Origin of the sequence: Bosea sp. 685, assembly GCF_031884435.1 — a bacterium.
GTDB lineage: Bacteria > Pseudomonadota > Alphaproteobacteria > Rhizobiales > Beijerinckiaceae > Allobosea.
Genome location: NZ_CP134779.1, coordinates 426119 through 444848 on the forward strand (window position 1 = coordinate 426119; position 18730 = coordinate 444848).

Consider the following 18730-nt stretch of genomic DNA (forward strand, 5'->3'; position numbering starts at 1 on the left):
GAGCTCGGGCTAAAAACCGCGCTCGATGCGCCCGTAGACGCGTTCGGTGAAGGCGAAGATCTGCGCGCCGGTGAAGGATCCGGTGGTCGCCATCACCACGAGGATGACGACGATCTTGGGCACGAAGGTCAAAGTGGCCTCCTGTACCTGCGTCAGGGCCTGCATCAGCGCGATCGTGACCCCGATCGCCATCGCGGCGCCGACCGCCGGCCCGGCGCCGAGGATGATCGCCCAGACGGCGTCGCGCATCATGTCGAGAGCATCGGCCTCGTTCATGGCGCGCTCCTCAGGTGGCGGTCGTCGTTGTCTTCAGGCTGTCGAGGCTCGCGATGATCTGGTCGAGCTTCGAATTGGTCGAGACCGACTGCTCGACCTGCGACAACGCGGCGAATTGCTGGACATATTGGGCCGGGTCCGTCGGGTTGGTCGGGTCCTGGTTCTTCGCTTGTGCGATCAGCAGCTGCAGGAAGGTGTTGTAGTCGGCCATGCCGCTTGAGGTGGTTGATTTGGTCGTGCTGGTGCTCGTGGTCGAGCTCTGCGCGCTGGTTGTGCTGGCCACGTCCATGATCGCCTCCTAAGCAACCTGTGAAGTGAGGGTTTGGGCTGCGATCGCCTTGATCGGGACCGCATCATCGAGCTTAGGCGCCGGAGCCTGCCCGGAGCTTGCGAGGATGGCGGCCTCAGCGGGGTAGAGGCCGCGCAAATGCTTGAGCGCCTCGAAGAAGCGGTCTTCCGCCACGAGGAGGTCGATGTGCTGGAGGCCGGCGAGCACGGCCGCATCCTCGAACATCCGCGCCGTCGTCATCAGCATGCGCTCGAACATCAGCTTGATGACGCCGCTGTTCCTGGGCTCGATCAGCATGGCCTGGATGGTGAAATAGAGCTGCCGAAGCGGTGTCGTGGTTTCATCGGCCTGGATGACATGGCTCTCGAGCAGGAAGGTCGCATCGTTGAGCAGTTCGAGGCTCACCTTGCGATCGAATTTGAGGATCGCTCCGTTGATGTAGATCTTCTCGTTGGCGCGCAGGGACAGGTTCATTGTCTTCCTCACCTCCTGTCTCACGCCAGGCCGTCCCTGATCATCCGGTTGACGTCGATGATGGAGTCGAAGTCCTCGGACTGGCCGAGGCGCAGCAATTCGCCCTGCTTGAGCGCGAACAGGCCAATCGAGATGAGCGAGGCGCGCAGCGCCTCGGGGAGCGCGTTGTCGGAGTTCGCCAGATCCTCGATCAGCAGCGTCCAGAGACGTCCGACGAAGGCGATCGCCTCGATCGTCTCGCGCGAAGCCGATCCGGTCGGCCGGGCGGTTTCGAGCAGCTTGACCGCCTGGTCCAGCGCTCGCCATTCGGTTGCTCGCGCGACGGCGCAATCGTCCTCGGCCGCGGCGATGTACGAGCTGTGATACATGGATGTCCTCCAGCTTGATTGGGTGTTGAGCGGAGCGGGGCGCTCAGCGCATGTAGTTGAGGATGCTGAGGCTCTGGAGCTTCACGGTCAGCGCGTAGGCCGTTTCCACCTGGGTGGTGAGCTGGTCGACGCGGACCTTCGCCTCATAGGGGTCGACGCCCTCGTTGGAGATGATCTGCTGGGCCAGGATGTCGCGCTGGGTCGTGAGCCTTTCGCTCGCGGTGGTGACCCTGGCCTGTGCCGAACCCAATTGCGCCTGATTGGCGATGAGACCCTGGATGGCGCCGTTGACGACCTTGATCGCCTCATCGACCAGCGCCTGGTAGGCGTTCTGGTTCAAGTTCTTGGTGCCGGTATCGGCGACCATGGTGTAGACCTTCGCCAGATCGCGCATCTGCTGCGAATTGGCGTTGGCCGAGACCTCGACGACTTCGTTGGGAGAAATCCGGCTCTGGATGTTCTTGTCGAGCGCGGTCGACCAGTTCGCTCCCCAGGCGGGATCGGCGAATTCATTGGAGAAGCTGGTCTGCAGGAAGGTCGTCATGTCGGCGGCCGTGATGTTGGCGGCGGCCGGATCATCCTGGGCGAAGCCGAAATAGCTGGTGAAGGCCGCATCGGCGGCCGCCTTGTTGGGGGCTGTGGCGCTCGAGAAATAATCCGTCAGCGGCTGCTGCTGCGTATTGATGCCGGCGAAGATGTATTGCCCGCCCATCGAGCTGTTGGCCGCGCCGATGGTGGCCTGGAGATTGTTCGTGGCCTCGGAGACGAGGACGTCGACGCCGCTTTCGCCGTTGCGGACGCTGAGCAGGGTCTTGAGGAAATTCTGGGCCGTGTCGAGCATGCCGCCAAGCGCCTGCTGGGTGACCTGGAGCCGTTGCGAGACGAGTCCGTTGGTGTCGATGATGCCGGAGGTACGGTCGTGCTGGTTGCGCAGATTGACCGTCATGCCGGTGCGGGCGCCGAGGCTGAGGCCGATATCGGCATAGCGGCCCGTCGTCATCTCCTTGTTGGCGCCGACCAGTTTCTCCTGCGCCTTCAGGATCGTGCTGCGCAGCATGGTCGACAGGGAGGTCGAGGAAACAGAACTTGTCTTCATGACGTCACCTCACAGCCTCGAGCAGCGAATTCAGCATCTTGTCGATCGTCGTGATCAGGGTCGAAGAAGCGCTGTAGGAGCGCTCCAGCTCCATCATCAGCGTCATCTCCTCGTCGATGTTGACGCCGGTGGCGTTCGACAGGGACTCTGAGGTGCGGTCCAGCAAGGCTTTCTGGTAGCCCAGCGTCGTGGTGCTGGACTGGCGCTGCGCCTCCAGCCAGCCGACCGAGGAACTGGCGAAGCCGGCCAGGCTGGTGCTGGGGTCGGCCTTGGCCGCCGGATCGAAGGAGCGATCGGCCGCCAGGGCGGTCAGCAGGCCCTGGATCCGGTCCGAATAGCTGGCCGCGCCGCTGGAATTGTAGACGTAGTTGGGGTTCGATGGGTCGGAGATGCCGCCGTCCCGGAGACGGTCGAGATCGCCGCCCTGGGTGGGATCAGCATTCGGGTTGATGCGGATCGAAGCCGCCAGGCCCGGCGAGACGGTGCCCGTCGCCGGAACCGCCGGGCCGCCGGGCCAGGTGAAGAGGCCGGCCTGGTCCGGCAGCGTCGCTGGCGTGCCCTGGTCGCTTTCCGCGAAGGCCTCGACCAGGCCGCGGGCGATCTCGTCGAGCTGGTTCTGATAGGTCACAGCGACATCGTCGCGGATGACCGAGGAGCCGTAGATCTGACCGGATTTCAGCGGCATCACGGAGTTGGTGCCGGTTACGGCGACGCCGTCGATGAAGACCGCGTTGCCCGCAGTGCCGGCACTGAGGGCATAGCTCGGCGCCATCGTCACGCTGCGCGGCGTCGTCTCGAACAAGGTGACGCCGCTATCGGTGTAGATCACCATGTCGTTGCCCGAGCGGGTCGAGACGCTGATGCCGATCTCCTCCGAGAGCTGGGACAGGATGCGGTCGCGCGAATCGAGCTGGTCGGTGATGTCGGAGCCGGCCTGAGTGCCCTTGACGATCGCCCGGTTCACTTGCTCGAACTCGGAGAGGAGGCCGTTGACGCGGTCGACGCCGGCGGCCATGTCGGCATCCGCCTGCTCGCGGACGCCGCTGACCGTGTCGCTGGCCTGGTTGAGCGCCCGGGCCAGCGCGTCGGCGCCGCTCAGGACATTCTGAGCCAGCAAAGGATCGTCGGGCGTGATGCTATATTGCTGCAGCGCGTTGTTGAGGCTGCCGAGCTTGGCGGCGACGGACTGGTCGAGCTCGGGATCGTTCACCGTGGCTTCGAGCTGGTCGAGCCCGTTGACGATCGCCTGTTGGGCGGAGGTCGTGGAGGTCGCGCTGAGCTTGTTGGTGAACAGCACGGTGTTCATCGTGCGGCCGATCGAGGCGACCTTCACCGCGCCACCATAGGTCGTGACCACGAGGCCGCTCTTGCGGTTGTAATAGTCGCTGTCGGCGCCCGCGACATTGCGCGAGATGACGGCGGTCTGCAGTCCGGTCACGGAGAGCGACGACTGGGCCACGTTCAGGGCGGATGACAGGCTCATTGGATTGCTTTCCGTTATTCTTCGTCTCGTATTCTTGTCGTCTGGTATTCTTGGCCGCAGCTCAGCGCTTCAGGTTGACCAGGACGTCGAGCAGTTCGGAGCCGGTCTGGAAGACCTTGGAATTGGCGGTGTAGCTGCGCTGCGACTCGATCATCGCCGTCAGCTCGGTCGCCAGGTCGACATTCGACTGTTCGAGCGCCTTGGAATTGATGGAGCCGAGGCCGCCGCTTCCCGGGAAACCGACGATGACGTCGCCCGACAGCTGGCTGACCGCATAGACATTGCCCGATAGCGGCGTGAGTTGGTCGACGCTGGGCACCGTGGCCAGCGGGATCTTGTAGGTGGCGATGCGGTTGCCGTTCTCGAACACGGCGTAGACCGTTCCGTCCGCGGCGATGTCGACGCTATCCACGGCGCTGGGCGCGTTTCCGTCGACGGCGAGCTCCATGTTCGTATCGGTCGCGACCTGGGAGGTCGCGCCGAAATCGAGCGTCATCGTGCTGCCGCCTGGAATCGCGACCCCGACCGTGGCCGGCGAGGTCGTCAACTGGCCCGCGCCGTCGAAGGTCAGCGTTGCCGTTGCCAGGGGAGCCGACCCGGCCGCGCCGTAAGGGAAACCCCCGGTGGTGGCGTTGGCGTCGGCCTTCGCGAAGACCGCGGCCTGCCATGTATCGGGCCCCGTGCCGGTCTTCGTCATGTAGACGTCGAGATAGACCTTGTTGCCCAAGGTGTCGTAAGTCACGATCGACGCCTTGCTGGAATAAGTGCTCCCCGCCACGTTGTCGGACGGCAGGCTGCCCGCCGCGACGACCGTCGCGTTGGAGTTAAGATTGCCCTTGAGCGTTCCGCTCGTGGTGGCGTTCGCCTCATAGGCGATGTTGGCCAAATTGACGCGCTGCAGCCCGTCCAGGCTGTTGGCCACCACGGAGACGTTGCCGTTGGTGATCGGGTAGCCCATCAAGTAAAAACCGGCCGAATTGACCAGGTCATGGTCGCCATTCTCGACGAAGGCGCCGGCGCGGGTCAGATAAGGCGTGCCGCCGGCATCGGAGACGACGAAGAAACCTTCCCCGTTGATGGCGAGATCGGTGGTGGAGGTCGTCCCCATGATCACGCCCTGGTTGGAAATGGCGTAGCGGGAGGTCGTTGAAACGCCGCCGGAATTGTATTCGCCGGCGCCTCCCTGAGAAATGAACGAGGAGAATTCCGTCGAGGCGCGCTTGTAACCGGTGGTGTTGACGTTGGCGATATTGTCGCCGACCGCGCTCATCTTGCTTGCCTGCGCCGCCATGCCGGACACGCCGGTTCGCATGATGCCGAAAATGCTCATTGCCACTCTCCAAGCTCAAATCTCGAATGGCATTACGCAATGAGTTGCTTGTGTGGAGCTTTCGTCTTGTTTCTTGTAAATCTTTAATAAATTTCTCATCGCGCAGACGAGAATTATACTGAGTTCCTCTCTTTATATAATAGATCCGCTTTTGCGCGGCCCTGGTGCCTTCCGGCGGAGGCTCTCCCACAGTCGGGTCGCTTGGTCGCGGCGACGCGAGAATCGCGCATGCTTAATTATTCGTTTATCGAACTAAATAAATACGTATCTGGATATTCATTTGGGGTTTTCGCAGCGTTGTTGTTGTTTTGCGTCGCAGCAATATTATATTGACGAGCAACATTCCGACACACAATCTGATATTGTTCCTGCTTCCTGTGAGGCGGGCTGAACCTGACGCTGGGGGGTGTCGATGTATATTGTTGTCGATGATCGAGCTTTGGTGACGGAGGGATATCAATCCCTCTTCACCGGCGAGGGCGTGCCATCAATCGGCTTCTCGCCATCCCGTTTCCAGGAATGGGTCGAGGATACGCCTGCCGACCATATCAAGAATGTCGAGGCCTTCCTTCTTGGTGATTGTGAAGGTCGCGCAAGTTTTCCCATGATGATCCGCCGCCGCTCGCAGGCTCCGGTCATCGCGATGAACGAGGCGACCTCACTCGAGAAGACCCTCGAGCTCTTCGCCGCCGGCGTCGACGACGTGGTTCGCAAGCCGGTTCATATCCGCGAAATCCTGGCGCGGGTCCATGCGATGCAGCGCCGGACCGACAAGCGACGCTCCACGGACGATGAGATCAACCGTGGCGATATCACGGTGTATTTCGACGGGCGTGATCCCGATGTCGGCGGCGACGTCATGATGCTGCCGCGCCGCGAGCGACGCATCCTCGAATTCATGATGCGCAATCGCGGACGCTGGGTCACCAAGACGCAAGTCTTCAACGCGGTCTATGGCCTGTTCGACGCGGAAGTGGATGAGGCCGTCGTCGAAAGCCATGTGAGCAAGCTGCGGAAGAAACTTCGCGCTAGACTTGGCCACGATCCGATCGATTCCAAGCGTTACCTCGGTTATACGATACTCTGACCTTTCGGGCGCCGACCTTGAGGCCGGCGTCCCGCGATGAAGCCAAAACGCTTTGGCTTGGTGTCGCCGTAAGCTCAATTTGAGCTGATGTTTTCCCTAAAATCCACAACAACAGCTTCGCACAAGTAACGCTTCGTATTGTTGCATTGCAACGATTTCGGGAGCGCCCCAGGTGGAGCCGATTTACCTCTTCGATATTGCCGCCAAAAAAGCGAATTGGCTTGCCGTTCGACAGAACGCCGTGGCGCAGAACGTCGCGAACGCCAATACGCCGCGCTACGGAGCGGTCGATGTCGAGCCTTTCGACGCCATCGTCAGGAAAACCACGCTCTCGGTGGCGGCGACATCGCCAAACCACATCACCACGACGCCGGCCGAGACCATGACGGCCAAGCAGCGCAAGGGCGAGAGCTGGTCGGTTGTCCATTCCGGCAATTCGGTCAGCCTCGAACAGGAAATGCTCAAGGCCGGCGACATCAGCCGCAACTACTCGCTGATGACGAACCTCGTGAAAAGCTTCCACCGCATGATGATGACCGCAGTCAAGAGCTGAACCGGTTGGATTTAAGCTTGAAAAGGCAAGATTAGACCATGATCGACCCTATTGACGCATCGCTCCGCATCGCCGGTGCCGGCCTCCAGGCCCAGTCGACGCGTGTGCGCGTCGTCTCCGAAAACCTGGCCAACGCGCAGTCGACCGGCAAGACCGCCGGCGCCGATCCTTACCGGCGCAAGACCGTGACCTTCGAGAACACCATGGACCGCGCGCTCGGCGCGGCTCTGGTCAAGATCAAGGGCGTCGGCGTCGACAAATCGGCCTTCCGCGTCGAGTTCGAGCCGAGCCATCCGGCCGCCGACGCGAAGGGCTACGTCAAAATGCCCAACGTCTCGATGCTGCTCGAAATGGCCGACATGCGCGAGGCCAATCGCTCCTACGAGGCCAACCTGCAGGTGATCAAGCAGGCGCGCTCGATGCAATCCATGACGATCGACCTGCTGAGGAACGGCTGATGTTGAACGCAATTTCCGCGCTTGCCCCGGTCGCGGGCCAAATCGGGCAGGGGCTGCAGAGCCTTGCCGCCTCGGCCGTCCGGCCGGGCCTTCCGGCCGAGGCCGCGACCCAGGCTCCCGGCGCCGACTTCGGCTCGGTCTTCGCGAGCGTCACCCAGGGCTTCGTCGACAATCTGGCGCAGGGCGAGGCCGCAGCCGTCGCCGGCGTCCAGGGCAAGGCTGCCGTCCAGGACGTGGTCCAGGCGGTGATGTCGGCGGAGCAGTCGCTGCAGCTGGCGATGGCCATGCGCGACAAGGTCGTCTCCGCCTACCAAGAATTCATCCACATGGCGATCTGAGGAGTCTGTCCCGAAACTCTACTCCGGAGGCCGTCCGACGCGGCTTTCTGCGCTTCCGGTGCTCACGGACATGAAGTCCGCTGCGCTCCGGTTCTCGAAATCCGCGCCAGCCAACTCACCGGAGCGAGTTTCAAAACAGACTCCGAGGAGCCAATCCCATGAAAGTAATCCCATGAAAGTCCTTGCCATCGCCGCGACGGGAATGAGCGCTCAACAGTTGAATGTTGAGGTCATCGCCAACAACCTCGCCAATATCAACACGACCTCGTTCAAGCGTGCGCGGCCCGAATTCACCGATCTGCTCTACCAGACCGAACGCTCGCGCGGCGTGCCCAATCGCGGCGGCGACGGCTCGATTCCGGAAGGCGCCTCGCTTGGTCTTGGTGTGCGCGCCGCGGCGATCCGCAACCTGCACATCCAGGGCGCGCTGACCCAGACCGGCAACAAGCTCGACCTCGCCATTGACGGCCGCGGCTGGTTCAAGGTCACGGCGCCCGAAGGCGAGACGCTCTACGCCCGCGCCGGAACCTTCAACACCAATGCCGATGGCGACATCGTCACGGCCGATGGCTATCTGCTCGACCCCGTTATCCGTGTTCCGGCCGATGCGACCGACATCACGATCAACGAATCCGGGTTGGTGCTGGCCAAGATCCCGACCGAGGTCCAGCCGCGGCAGCTCGGCCAGATCACGCTGGTCAACTTCGCCAATGATGCTGGCCTGGAACCGCTGGGCAGCAATCTCTACCGGGAGACCGTGGCCTCGGGCCAGCCGGTCGACGGCACGCCGGCCAGCACCAGCTTCGGCAAGCTGCGCCAGGGTTATCTCGAGGCGTCCAATGTCGATCCCGTGAAGGAGATCACTGCGCTCATCGCGGCCCAGCGCTCCTATGAGATGAACGCCAAGGTGATCACCGCCGCCGACCAGATGGCCGGCACCGTCTCCACCGGCATCCGGTAAGGAAGCCCAGCCATGACCCGAGTTCCGGCGCGATCATCGCTTCTGGCCGCCACCCTGTTCTGCCTGGGTGCAAGCTGCGCGCAGGCGGCGCCCGGCGACATTATGCTGCCGGTGCCCGTCGTCACGCTTTATCCCGGCGACGTCATCACCGATTCCCATCTGATCGACCGCGCCTTCAGGCAGGCGATGCGGGTGTCGGTCGACAACCGCCTGGCGCTTGTCGGCAAGGTGGCGCGCCGCACCCTGCTGCCGGGCCAGCCGATCCCGAGCAATGCGGTGGACGATGCGAAGGTCGTGCGGCGCGGCGTGCCAACGCAGGTCATCTTCCGCGAGAGCGAGATGGTGATCACAGGCATCGTCGAGCCGCTGCAATCGGCTTCGGTCAACGAGATGGTGAAGGCGCGCAACCCCGATACCGGCCTGACGGTGATCGGCGTCGTCCAGGCCAACGGCACTATCCGCGTCGGAGGCGAATGATGGCGTTCCGGTCGAGATGCGTCGCCTTCCTCTGCGCGCTCATGATGGTAGCTCATGGCGCCACTCCCGCCTGGGCGACCGTCCGGATCAAGGATATCGCCGGGCTCCAGGGCGTGCGCGACAATCAGCTCGTGGGCTACGGCCTGGTGATCGGCCTGCAGGGCACGGGCGACAGCGTCCGCAATTCGCCCTTCACCGGCCAGGCGCTGCAATCCATGCTCGACCGGCTCGGCGTCAATGTCCGCAACAGCACGCTGCGCACCCGCAATGTCGCGGCGGTCATCGTGACGGCCGACCTGCCGCCCTTCGCCGGGCGCGGCAGCCGCATCGATGTCAGCGTCGCCTCGATGGGCGATGCGACCTCGCTGCTCGGCGGCACGCTCGTGGTGACCTCATTGCTCGCTGCCGACGGGCAGACCTATGCGCTGGCCCAGGGCCGGCTCAATGTCTCCGGCTTCTCGGTCCAGGGCGAGGCGGAGCGAGTGACGCAGGGCGTCGCCACGGCAGCGCGGATTCCGGGCGGCGCCTTGGTCGAGCGCCAGGTGGCCGACCAGCTCGCCAGCCTGCATGTCCTGTCGCTTGAATTGCGCAACCCGGATTTCGCCACGGCCGAGCGGGTTGCGGGCGCGATCAACGCCTTCAGCCGCGAGCGCTACAAATCGACCGTCGCCTTCGCGCTCGACCACCGCACCATCAGCCTGACACGGCCGGTCAATCTCTCGACCACCCGCTTCATCGCCGAGATCGAGCGCCTGACGCTGGAGCCGGATTCTCCCGCCCGCGTCGTTGTCGACGAGCGCACCGGCACGGTCGTGATCGGCCGCGACGTCAAGATCTCCACCGTTGCCGTGACGCATGGCAATCTCACCGTCCGCGTCACCGAGACGCCGACGGTGTCGCAGCCCGAGCCGCTGAGTAATGGCGAGACGGTCGTCGTGCCCCGGACCACGGTCACGGCGACGCAAGGGGGAACGGGCCGGCTCGCCATCATCAATGGAGCGAACCTGCATACGCTGATGCGGGGTCTCAACCAGATCGGGCTGAAGCCTGCCGGCATCATTGCGATCCTTCAGGCGATCAAGACCGCGGGCGCCCTGCAGGCAGATCTTGTCGTTCAATAGATCTATTCCAGGGGTTGAGAGCATTGCTCCTGCGAAAAACCGGTACCCACTTTTTCGCGCAATGCTCTAGCTTCGCTACATGCTTGGGAAGCGCCGGGATCACTTGTTGATCCCGGCGTTTTTCTTGGATTCTGCCGGCTCGCCTTCGTCGAGGTCAGCCCCGCGAAAGCATCGCGCCCGATAATCTCATCATATCATTCAAGCGAGTTGCTCGTAATGCTGCTGAGGAAGTCTCTGGGCGGTCCGTTGCTGTCAGTCGCCATCCTGGCGTCGGCCGGCATGCCGCTGGCCTCACAGGCGCAGACGCCGAGGACGACGCCACCCGCCGCGGCCTCGGGGACCTCCGACGCTGCGAATTTCTGCGCCAGCATCCGCGATTCCGCGGCCGAGGCCCGTTTTGCATGGCAGGCCAATACTTTGAAGACGCTCGAAGCCAAGCTGACCGACACGCTCAAGAAGCTCGAGGAGCGCAAAGCCGAGCTCGAGGCCCTGACCGCCAAGCGCGATGCCGAAATCCAGCAGACCGAAACGCGCATCACCGAGATCTTCGCGCGAATGCGCCCCGAGGCGGCGGCGCTGCAGTTGGCAGCGATGGATGAGGCGATGGCCGTCTCGCTCCTGGGCAAGCTGCCGCCGCGCACGGCCAGCGCCGTGCTGAACGAAATGGAGGCCGCGCGCGCGGCCCAACTCGCCGAAGCCCTGGGCGGCCGCCGTGCGCCCGCCAACAGAACGCCAACAACCGGAGTCCAGACCCGATGAAGGCTCTCATCCTCGCGGCTTGTGCCGTCACGCTCGGCGGCTGCTCGCAAGATCTGGCCGAACTCAACCGCGAACCGCAATTGTCCCGCGTCGGCAGCGGCCTGTCGACGCCGCGCGAAGCGATTCCGGTCGGCCAGCAATCGGGCCGCCCGGTCGATGTCTCGTTCAACTCGATCTACACGCGCCATAGCGAGGATCTGTTCCGCGACACCCGGGCGATGAAGCTCGGCGACGTCGTCACGGTACGCATCTCGATCAAGGACAAAGCCAAGCTCGACAACAACTCAGACCGCTCGCGCAACTCGGTCGCCAAGTTCGGGCTCGATTTCCTCGCCGCCTTCGGCGGCAGTTCGAGCTCGGCCAACCTCAACTCGAATGTGAATTCCGAATCCTCGTCGCGCGGCAAGGGGCTGACCGACCGCTCCGAGGAGGTCGATCTCTCCGTCGCCGCCGTCGTCACGGAAATCCTGCCCAACGGCAATCTGATGATCAACGGCTCGCAGGAGGTGCGCGTGAACTACGACATGCGCGTCCTCAACATCGCCGGCATGGTGCGGCCGCGCGACATCACCGGCACGAATACGATCTCCTATGACAAGATCGCCGAGGCGCGGATTTCCTATGGCGGCCGCGGTCGCGGCATGGAGGTGCAGCAGCCGGGCTGGGGCCATCAGGTCTATGACCGGGTCATGCCGTTCTGATGGCCGCGCCCAAGCCCAAACTGCCGGCCGGCCGGAAACGCTCCAGACGCTCCCTGCCGGCGCTGCGGGCAGCAGTGCCGACCGTGCTGCTGACCCTGCTCGCGGCCGGCGCCGGCGCGCTTTGGGGCACCCGCGTCATCGGCACGGTCGAGACCACCGTGATGAAGCGGATGGAGGAGGCCTCGCCTCATCTCAGCGTCAATCCTGCGCTGGCCGGTGGCCTGGTGCTCAAGCGGCTCGCGCCGATCGTGACCAATCTCGCCGCACCGGCGAATGCCTGGGTGCGCATCGAGGCGGCGCTGGTGTTGGAACAGAAGGCGGCGCTGAGCGCCGAGCCGCTGATCGGCGCCATCACCGAGGATATCCTGGCCTTCCTGCGCAGCGTCACGGCGCGGCAGATGGAGGGCGCCGCGGGTCTGCGAAATCTGCGCGAGGACCTCACAGAGCGGATCGCCGTGCGCTCGAAAGGCCTCGTCCGCGACATCATCATCGAAACCCTGGTCGTCCAGTGATCAAGTCAGCCGCGACGCTCATTTTCCTGTTGGCCGGGGTCGCCACCGCCGGTGCCCAGTCGCTCGGGCTCGACGGGCTGTTGCCCCCGGGCGGGGCCTCGGCCTCCGGCCGTATCGTGCAGATCGTGGCGATGCTCACGATCCTTTCGGTCGCGCCCGGGCTGCTGATGATGGTGACGAGCTTCAGCCGCTTCGTGATCGCCTTGTCGTTCCTGCGCTCGGGGCTCGGCCTGCAGAGCACGCCGGCCAATCTGATCCTGATCAGCCTGGCCCTGTTCATGACCTTTTTCGTGATGGCGCCGACCTTCGACAAGGCCTGGCAGAACGGCGTCCTGCCGCTGGTCGAGAACAAGATCGGCGAAGGCGAGGCCTATACCAAGATCACCGAGCCGTTTCGGGATTTCATGCTGACGCAGACCCGCCCGGCCGATCTGCGCCTCTTCGCCGATATCGCACCGCAAAGCATCCGGCCGACCGACCCGACGCAGAGCGTTGATCTGCGGATCCTGATTCCGTCCTTCATGATCTCGGAATTGCGGCGCGCCTTCGAGATCGGCTTCCTGATCGCCCTGCCGTTCCTCGTCATCGACATGATCGTCGCGACGGTGGTGATGTCGATGGGCATGATGATGCTGCCGCCGACCGTGATCTCGCTGCCCCTGAAGGTGATCTTCTTCGTCCTGATCGACGGCTGGAATCTCCTGATCGGCGGATTGGTCAGATCGTTTTCCTAGGCAGCCGGGGGAGATGTCCGAGTTGTTCCGTGGCTGTCCAAATCAGATGACCGGCGCGTCATCGAAGCGCGCCCGTTCTGGAGTGAGGTGAATGAAGATCCTGGCCATCGACGACACCAAGACCCTGCTCAGCCTGCTCTGCCTGACATTGCGCAATGCCGGCCATGACGTGGCGGCGGCGGAGAATGGCGAGGAGGGCTTGGCGACCTTCGACAAGTTCAAGCCGGATCTGGTGATCACCGACCTCAACATGCCGTTGATGGACGGTATCGAGTTCACCCGCGCCTGCCGGGCGAGGCCCGAGGGGCAGAACATCCCGATCATCATGCTGACCACCGAGAACGGCGCCGAGATCAAGGCGGAAGGCCGCCGCGCCGGCGCCAGCGCCTGGATGGTCAAGCCCTTCGAACCATCGACACTGCTCGGCATCGTCGCCCGCTATCAGGGCTGAGGGCGAGAACAGGGGCGTCGATGGCGGGGCTTGCGTCGGCAGTCGCCCGTCAAAGCCAATCCGACCAGCAGTCCTGATGGCTCTCCCAGCGCTCGACCGCTTCAAGCAAGGCGAGGAGCTCGGCCTCCTCGCGCGAGCCCGGCGAGGCATGCGCGATCTCGTCGATCCGCTGTGTGGCGCGTTCGTGGTCGTCTTCGGTGTGAATGCGCACGCGTTGCTGCAAGGTCATCGGCAACTCCACTGATCGCGGGCTCATAGCCTGCGTTCGATGTCAGTTTCACGAAGACGATGACGTGCAAAAAGGATGCCGGCGGATTCTCCTGGATGCGCGCAGAACTGCGCCATCCAGCTCGCATGGACCGTCGCTGCGGCGGCGCGCTCGTGCGAATCGAGGCTCCGATTTTCGCGCCGCTTCCGGCTCAAAGCAAAAAGGCCGCCCTTTCGAGGCGGCCTTTTGTCCCTGTATCTCAAGGGCTTCATATGGTGGGCGCGACAGGGATCGAACCTGTGACCCCTACGATGTCAACGTAGTGCTCTCCCGCTGAGCTACGCGCCCGTCTGCCGCGTCGGGATACGTCGCGGCCGCCGGAACAGGGTGTCACCGTTGCCGGCTGACCATGTTGCGAGGTGTGCGGCTATAGCGGCTCATGCGGCGCCTTGCAAGCCGCTTGAGCTGCAAAAGCGTCAAGCCGCCAGAAGCTTTTCGACCTCGCTGACGAGCTCGCGCAGATGGAAGGGCTTGGACAGCACCTTGGCATCCTTGGGCGTCTGCGAATCGGGGTTCAAGGCGACTGCCGCGAAGCCCGTGATGAACATCACCTTGATATCGGGATCGAGCTCGGTGGCGCGCCGCGCCAATTCGATGCCGTCCATCTCCGGCATCACGATGTCGGTCAGGAGCAGCTCGAAGGGCTCTTCGCGCAGGCGGTTATAGGCCGAGAGGCCGTTGTCGAACGAGGCCACGTCATAGCCCGCATTCTGCAAGGCCTTGACCAGGAAGCGGCGCATGTCGTTGTCGTCTTCAGCGAGAAGTATCTTCGTCATGGGCCTGCTATGTCCGTCCCGAAAGGCCTGTCTCAGGATGAAGGCCGCCGGGCGCGGCGGTTTCCATCCGGTCGTAGTGTCTGGCGCCTGCGCCATATCCCGGGCCGGCGAGCAGCCGGGTTAGCCGGCCGGCTGCAGGCTTGGAACCATGTACTTCTATAAGGCATGCGCATGGTAAACAACGCGTGAATCCGGTCTTGGTTAAACAGCCGCGCGGGTAATGCTTCTACCGCGCCGTTTTGTGTGCTTCAGTTCGGCGACATGAGCTCTCCAACCGCCTTCTTCAAAGCCGATCCCGAGGATGTCGTCGCCGAGATCGAGCGGCCCTTCACGCTGCATCAGCCGGCGCTGCAGGTCGTGCCCGTGGTGGTCGACGTGCCCCACGCTGGGCGGCGCTATCCCAAGGCCTTCGTCGAGGGCGCGCGATTGCCGCTGCGCAGCCTGCGCCGCTCCGAGGACGCCTATATCGACCTGCTCTTCGCCCAGGCCGTGGCGCTTGGAGCTCCGCTGCTGGTCGCCGAGTTCCCGCGCGCCTTTCTCGACGTCAATCGCGAGCCCTATGAGCTCGATCCGCGCATGTTCGACGGCCGTTTGCCGGCCTTCGCCAATACGCGCTCGATGCGGGTCGCGGGTGGGCTCGGCACGATTCCGCGAATCGTCGGCGATGCGCATGAGATCTATTTCGGCCGCATCCCGGTCGAGGAGGGGCTGGCGCGGATCGATGCGCTCTACCGGCCCTATCACGCCGGCTTGCGCAGTCTGATCCAGCGCACGCATGGCGCCTTCGGCACCTGCATCCTGGTCGATGCCCATTCGATGCCGTCGAGCGGGCTCGATCGCGACGGGCTCGCCAAGGCCGACGTCATCCTGGGCGATCGCTTCGGCACCAGCGCCTCGGGCTATATCGTCGACATCGCCGAGGAGGCCTTCCGGCGGCTGGGCCTGAGCGTTACGCGCAATCGGCCTTATGCCGGGGGCTTCATCACCGAGCATTACGGCGCGCCGACCTCGGGCGTGCACGCGCTGCAGATCGAGGTCAACCGCGCGCTCTACATGAACGAGGCGACGCTGGAGCCGCATGCCGGCTTTGTGGAACTGGAGCGGGGCGTGACCGCGGCGATGGCGGATTGCTTCGCGCGCTGGAGCGGCTGGCTCGACGAATGGCGCGAGGCGGCCGAATAGAGCATCGGCTCCGAAAAATGGGGCGCGGTTTTCGGAGCAGGCCGATGCGAAATAAAAAATCGCCGACGGCCGGATTGCTTGCGGCCGCAACCCAGAAAAAAGGGCCGCACACTTGCGTGGCGGCCCAAGTCTAGGGAGGAAACGCCCAAGGAGGGCAACGAAGGCTTGAGGTGATCGCCCCTTCGCACTGCACAATATGACGGTGCAGCGCAAAAACGCAAGTGGCTTTGCGTAAAGTCTTATGCGCCATGCGTTAGACGCGGGAATGAACGCGTGTTGCCGGCCGGTTCCCTTGTTTTTCGGCGTTTCCGCTTGCATGACAGGCTCGTGCCGCATGGCTGCGGTCAGGTGCAATGCTGCGCAGCAACAAAATAATGGGAGACTGGTATATGAGCACTGTCGATTTCGGCGCTTTCATTACCGAACTGGCGACGCAGTCCGGTCAGGCGATTCTCCCGTTTTTTCGCGCCCATCATGCCACCGAAGACAAATCGCTCGGCGGCGTGTTCGACCCGGTGACGGAGGCCGACCGGGCCGGCGAGAACGTGATGCGCCATCTGATCAAGCGCAGCTTCCCCGCCCATGGCGTGCTCGGCGAGGAGTTCGGCAATGAGAACATCGACGCCGAATATGTCTGGGTGCTCGATCCGATCGACGGCACGCGCGCCTTCATCTCCGGCATTCCGGTCTGGGGCACGCTGATCGGGCTGACGCGCGGCGGCGTGCCGGTCTATGGCATGATGCACCAGCCCTTCACGGGCGAGCGCTATTCCGGCGATGGCCGGCAGGCGCGCTATGAGGGGCCCAACGGCCCGCGCGTCCTGCGCACGCGCCAGATCACGTCGCTCGGCGAAGCGACGCTGATGACCACGTCGCCGGCGCTGTTCAAGGGCGCGGAGGCTGAAGCCTATGCCCGCGTCGAGAGCCAAGTGCGGCTGCCGCGCTATGGCTGCGATTGCTACGCCTATTGCATGCTGGCGGCCGGCCATGTCGATCTGGTGATCGAATCCGGCCTCAAGCCTTACGACATCGTCGCGCTGATCCCGATCATCGAGGGCGCGGGCGGCATCGTCACCTCATGGGATGGCGGCAGCGCCGCCGGGGGCGGCACGGTCATCGCCGCTGGCAACAAGACGTTGCATCAGGCCGCGCTCAGCCTGCTCGCCGGTTGAGCTGGCCGCGGCATTGTCCTCGCCGGGAATGAAGGCGTCGAAGGCCGCCCAGAACTGGGCGCGGATCTCGTCGCTCTCCATCAGGATCTCGTGGCGTGCGGTCGGCAGGACGAGAGCGGCCCCGGTCTTGAGCCGTGCCGCGAAGCGCTCGATCGCCGGGGTGGAAACGATCGGGTCCTGGCCGGCGGCGATGACCAGCGTCGGCACGCGAATCTCGCGGGCGGCGGAGGGCGCGTTCAAGCGCGCCATCAATTGGAAGGCCGTATGCACCCAGGCGATCGTCGGGTCGCCGATGCACAGATGCGGCGCGCCCGCCGAGAGCGCGCTGTTGCGGGCATAACGGGCGGGATCGCTGGTCAGCCGGTTGCCCTCGAAGGGCTTGGTCGCGATCGCGGTGTCGCCGCCGCCAGGCACGAAGGATTTGCCCAGGCCGAGCCAGAACAGCAGGTTTGCCAGCCGCCGCGCCATATCGGGGCGCTCGATCATCGAGAGGCCCAGCATCGGGGCGAGCGCCACCAGCCGCGAGACCGGCAAGGCGTCGCGGCGCGCGGCGTCCAGGCACAGGGCCGCGCCCATCGAATGCGCCAGCACGAAATAGGGCTCGGGCAGCGTCTCGCGCATCTGCGCCAGCGCCAAGGCGAGGTCGTGCTCATAATGTCTGAGCCAGCCGACATGGCCCTTGCGCCGGCGCCGTACGAAACGCTGCGAGCCGCCCTGGCCGCGCCAGTCGAAGCTGATCACATGGAAGCCGCGTCGGCGCAGCTCAACGATCGTCTCGCTGTAGCGCTCGATGAATTCGGCCCGCCCCTGGACGAGGAGGATGGTGCCGCGCATCGGCTTGACCGTCGGCCGCCAGCTCGCGAAGCGCAGTTGCGCGCCGTCGCGCGTTCTGGCGAACCAGGCCTTGCCATGCCCGGGGACGGGATAATCGGGATGGGCGAAGAGCTGGGCCTCGGCCATCAGGGCAGGACGCGAAACAGGGGGAGGCAAACTTTCGCGTGAGGCATGCTCTGAACCCCAGGTTGACGACCAGGTTTTTCGTATGCGGACATGACAGTCTGCATGCGGCGCGATCGAAGGACTTTCGAATCGGGCAGGCCTTCGCGAATCAGACATGCCTTCGCGGCCGCGCCACTCTGTTTATGCGCGCCTCCGCGCCCCCTTGAAAAGCCGAAAAGGCGAGACCAGATCATCTCTGCGCAGGCCAAGACCGGCTGCGCGAACTAAACCAGGCCCGTGCTCATGATGAGGCGGGCTGGACCAGATTTGTCGCTTCCCAGGAGGACATCCATGCGTCACTTCGATCTTTCCCCGCTCTATCGCTCGACCGTCGGCTTCGACCGCCTGTTCTCGCTGCTTGACCAGGCCACCGCCGCCGAGGCTGCGCCGAGCTATCCGCCCTACAACATCGAGCGCACTGCCGAGAACGCCTACCGCATCAGCATCGCGGTGGCGGGCTTTGGCGAATCCGACCTTGCCATTGAGAGCAAGGAGAATGCGCTGACGGTGCGCGGCGAGAAGCAGAGCACCGAATCCGCTGAAAAACGCGAGGTTCTGCATCAGGGCATCGCTGCGCGCGCTTTTGAGCGTCGCTTCCAGCTTGCCGATTATGTGCAGGTGACCGGTGCCAGCCTCGAAAACGGCTTGCTCCATATCGATCTCGTCCGCGAGATCCCCGAGGCGAAGAAGCCGCGCCAGATCGCGATCGGCGGGTCCAAGCCCGCCAAGGTGCTCGAGGCCAAGGTCGCCAAAGCCGCGTAACGCAGCAAGGCCGCGTAACGCGCGCCTGACCTGAAGCCTTGAAACGAATGGGGCGTCCCCGGGTGACCGGGGACGCCCTTTCCTTGTCCGGAGGCCGTGAAGC

At 64.1% G+C, this 18730-nt stretch carries 26 protein-coding genes and 1 tRNA gene; 15 read left to right on the forward strand and 12 right to left on the reverse strand.

Going from position 1 to position 18730, the window contains the following annotated elements; translation table 11 throughout:
• Positions 1 to 9 precede the first annotated feature (9 nt).
• The 7 genes from RMR04_RS03120 to RMR04_RS03150 form a co-directional block, all read right to left on the reverse strand.
• Positions 10 to 276 (reverse strand): flagellar biosynthetic protein FliQ, encoded by a 267-nt coding sequence (locus RMR04_RS03120; protein WP_311912922.1) that lies wholly within the window; start codon positions 274 to 276, stop codon positions 10 to 12.
• 10 nt (positions 277 to 286) lie between these two features.
• Positions 287 to 565, reverse strand: a complete 279-nt coding sequence (locus tag RMR04_RS03125) for a flagellar hook capping FlgD N-terminal domain-containing protein (protein WP_311912923.1) — start codon at positions 563 to 565, stop codon at positions 287 to 289.
• A 9-nt stretch (positions 566 to 574) separates the two neighbouring features.
• A complete protein-coding gene (flbT, locus tag RMR04_RS03130) occupies positions 575 to 1039 on the reverse strand; it encodes a flagellar biosynthesis repressor FlbT (protein WP_311912924.1) in 465 nt (154 codons plus the stop codon).
• 20 nt (positions 1040 to 1059) lie between these two features.
• A complete protein-coding gene (flaF, locus tag RMR04_RS03135) occupies positions 1060 to 1407 on the reverse strand; it encodes a flagellar biosynthesis regulator FlaF (protein WP_311912925.1) in 348 nt (115 codons plus the stop codon).
• 43 nt (positions 1408 to 1450) lie between these two features.
• Positions 1451 to 2503 carry a flagellar hook-associated family protein gene (locus RMR04_RS03140; RefSeq protein ID WP_311912926.1) on the reverse strand — a complete coding sequence of 351 codons (1053 nt, stop codon included), beginning with the start codon at positions 2501 to 2503 and terminating at the stop codon, positions 1451 to 1453.
• A 4-nt stretch (positions 2504 to 2507) separates the two neighbouring features.
• Positions 2508 to 3986, reverse strand: a complete 1479-nt coding sequence (flgK, locus tag RMR04_RS03145) for a flagellar hook-associated protein FlgK (RefSeq protein ID WP_311912927.1) — start codon at positions 3984 to 3986, stop codon at positions 2508 to 2510.
• Between the two features lie 61 nt (positions 3987 to 4047).
• Entirely contained in the window at positions 4048 to 5316 is a 1269-nt protein-coding gene (locus RMR04_RS03150; protein WP_311912928.1) for a flagellar hook protein FlgE, read from the reverse strand.
• A gap of 412 nt (positions 5317 to 5728) precedes the next feature.
• Here RMR04_RS03150 and RMR04_RS03155 point away from each other — a divergent pair, with 412 nt between their 5' ends.
• The 7 genes from RMR04_RS03155 to flgI all read left to right on the forward strand — a co-directional run bounded on the left by RMR04_RS03155 (position 5729) and on the right by flgI (position 10311).
• Positions 5729 to 6403: a response regulator transcription factor gene (locus RMR04_RS03155; RefSeq protein WP_311912929.1), complete on the forward strand. Its 675-nt coding sequence runs from the start codon at positions 5729 to 5731 to the stop codon at positions 6401 to 6403.
• Positions 6404 to 6575: 172 nt separating this feature from the next.
• Positions 6576 to 6956 carry a flagellar basal body rod protein FlgB gene (gene flgB / locus RMR04_RS03160; protein WP_311912930.1) on the forward strand — a complete coding sequence of 127 codons (381 nt, stop codon included), beginning with the start codon at positions 6576 to 6578 and terminating at the stop codon, positions 6954 to 6956.
• A 38-nt stretch (positions 6957 to 6994) separates the two neighbouring features.
• Positions 6995 to 7414 carry a flagellar basal body rod protein FlgC gene (flgC, locus tag RMR04_RS03165; RefSeq protein WP_311912931.1) on the forward strand — a complete coding sequence of 140 codons (420 nt, stop codon included), beginning with the start codon at positions 6995 to 6997 and terminating at the stop codon, positions 7412 to 7414.
• Complete coding sequence (locus RMR04_RS03170) at positions 7414 to 7752, forward strand: flagellar hook-basal body complex protein FliE (protein WP_311912932.1); 339 nt, start codon at positions 7414 to 7416, stop codon at positions 7750 to 7752. The genes flgC and RMR04_RS03170 overlap by 1 nt, the downstream gene beginning before the upstream one ends.
• 172 nt (positions 7753 to 7924) lie before the next feature.
• Positions 7925 to 8713, forward strand: a complete 789-nt coding sequence (gene flgG / locus RMR04_RS03175; RefSeq protein ID WP_311912933.1) for a flagellar basal-body rod protein FlgG — start codon at positions 7925 to 7927, stop codon at positions 8711 to 8713.
• 12 nt (positions 8714 to 8725) lie between these two features.
• Positions 8726 to 9190 (forward strand): flagellar basal body P-ring formation chaperone FlgA, encoded by a 465-nt coding sequence (flgA, locus tag RMR04_RS03180; protein WP_311912934.1) that lies wholly within the window; start codon positions 8726 to 8728, stop codon positions 9188 to 9190.
• Positions 9190 to 10311: a flagellar basal body P-ring protein FlgI gene (flgI, locus tag RMR04_RS03185; protein ID WP_311912935.1), complete on the forward strand. Its 1122-nt coding sequence runs from the start codon at positions 9190 to 9192 to the stop codon at positions 10309 to 10311. Before flgA ends, flgI begins: the two co-directional genes overlap by 1 nt.
• Positions 10312 to 10505: 194 nt before the next feature.
• Here the strand turns inward: flgI and RMR04_RS03190 are convergent, their stop codons facing one another.
• Entirely contained in the window at positions 10506 to 10682 is a 177-nt protein-coding gene (locus RMR04_RS03190) for a hypothetical protein (RefSeq protein WP_311912936.1), read from the reverse strand.
• 46 nt (positions 10683 to 10728) lie between these two features.
• Here RMR04_RS03190 and RMR04_RS03195 point away from each other — a divergent pair, with 46 nt between their 5' ends.
• The 5 genes from RMR04_RS03195 to RMR04_RS03215 all read left to right on the forward strand — a co-directional run bounded on the left by RMR04_RS03195 (position 10729) and on the right by RMR04_RS03215 (position 13468).
• A complete protein-coding gene (locus tag RMR04_RS03195) occupies positions 10729 to 11070 on the forward strand; it encodes a MotE family protein (RefSeq protein WP_311912937.1) in 342 nt (113 codons plus the stop codon).
• Entirely contained in the window at positions 11067 to 11771 is a 705-nt protein-coding gene (gene flgH / locus RMR04_RS03200; RefSeq protein WP_311912938.1) for a flagellar basal body L-ring protein FlgH, read from the forward strand. The genes RMR04_RS03195 and flgH overlap by 4 nt, the downstream gene beginning before the upstream one ends.
• Complete coding sequence (locus RMR04_RS03205; protein ID WP_311912939.1) at positions 11771 to 12283, forward strand: flagellar basal body-associated FliL family protein; 513 nt, start codon at positions 11771 to 11773, stop codon at positions 12281 to 12283. The genes flgH and RMR04_RS03205 overlap by 1 nt, the downstream gene beginning before the upstream one ends.
• Positions 12280 to 13017 carry a flagellar type III secretion system pore protein FliP gene (gene fliP, locus RMR04_RS03210; protein WP_410492193.1) on the forward strand — a complete coding sequence of 246 codons (738 nt, stop codon included), beginning with the start codon at positions 12280 to 12282 and terminating at the stop codon, positions 13015 to 13017. The genes RMR04_RS03205 and fliP overlap by 4 nt, the downstream gene beginning before the upstream one ends.
• Positions 13018 to 13108: 91 nt before the next feature.
• Positions 13109 to 13468 (forward strand): response regulator, encoded by a 360-nt coding sequence (locus RMR04_RS03215; protein ID WP_311912940.1) that lies wholly within the window; start codon positions 13109 to 13111, stop codon positions 13466 to 13468.
• Between the two features lie 49 nt (positions 13469 to 13517).
• Here the strand turns inward: RMR04_RS03215 and RMR04_RS03220 are convergent, their stop codons facing one another.
• The 3 genes from RMR04_RS03220 to cpdR all read right to left on the reverse strand — a co-directional run bounded on the left by RMR04_RS03220 (position 13518) and on the right by cpdR (position 14512).
• Positions 13518 to 13697, reverse strand: a complete 180-nt coding sequence (locus RMR04_RS03220) for a hypothetical protein (protein WP_311912941.1) — start codon at positions 13695 to 13697, stop codon at positions 13518 to 13520.
• A 252-nt stretch (positions 13698 to 13949) separates the two neighbouring features.
• A tRNA-Val gene (locus RMR04_RS03225) sits at positions 13950 to 14024 on the reverse strand.
• A 128-nt stretch (positions 14025 to 14152) separates the two neighbouring features.
• A complete protein-coding gene (cpdR, locus tag RMR04_RS03230) occupies positions 14153 to 14512 on the reverse strand; it encodes a cell cycle two-component system response regulator CpdR (protein ID WP_054143348.1) in 360 nt (119 codons plus the stop codon).
• A 261-nt stretch (positions 14513 to 14773) separates the two neighbouring features.
• Here cpdR and RMR04_RS03235 point away from each other — a divergent pair, with 261 nt between their 5' ends.
• Both RMR04_RS03235 and hisN read left to right on the forward strand, forming a co-directional pair.
• Positions 14774 to 15694, forward strand: coding sequence for an N-formylglutamate amidohydrolase (locus RMR04_RS03235; RefSeq protein ID WP_311912942.1), 921 nt, complete (start codon positions 14774 to 14776; stop codon positions 15692 to 15694).
• 389 nt (positions 15695 to 16083) lie between these two features.
• Complete coding sequence (gene hisN, locus RMR04_RS03240; RefSeq protein WP_311912943.1) at positions 16084 to 16866, forward strand: histidinol-phosphatase; 783 nt, start codon at positions 16084 to 16086, stop codon at positions 16864 to 16866.
• Here the strand turns inward: hisN and RMR04_RS03245 are convergent.
• A complete protein-coding gene (locus RMR04_RS03245) occupies positions 16771 to 17826 on the reverse strand; it encodes an alpha/beta hydrolase (RefSeq protein WP_311912944.1) in 1056 nt (351 codons plus the stop codon). The two genes, hisN and RMR04_RS03245, sit on opposite strands and share 96 nt — an antisense overlap.
• Before the next feature lie 330 nt (positions 17827 to 18156).
• On the opposite strand from RMR04_RS03245, the gene RMR04_RS03250 reads away from it, so the two are divergent.
• Positions 18157 to 18627: an Hsp20 family protein gene (locus tag RMR04_RS03250; RefSeq protein WP_311912945.1), complete on the forward strand. Its 471-nt coding sequence runs from the start codon at positions 18157 to 18159 to the stop codon at positions 18625 to 18627.
• The last annotated feature ends 103 nt before the right edge of the window (positions 18628 to 18730 follow it).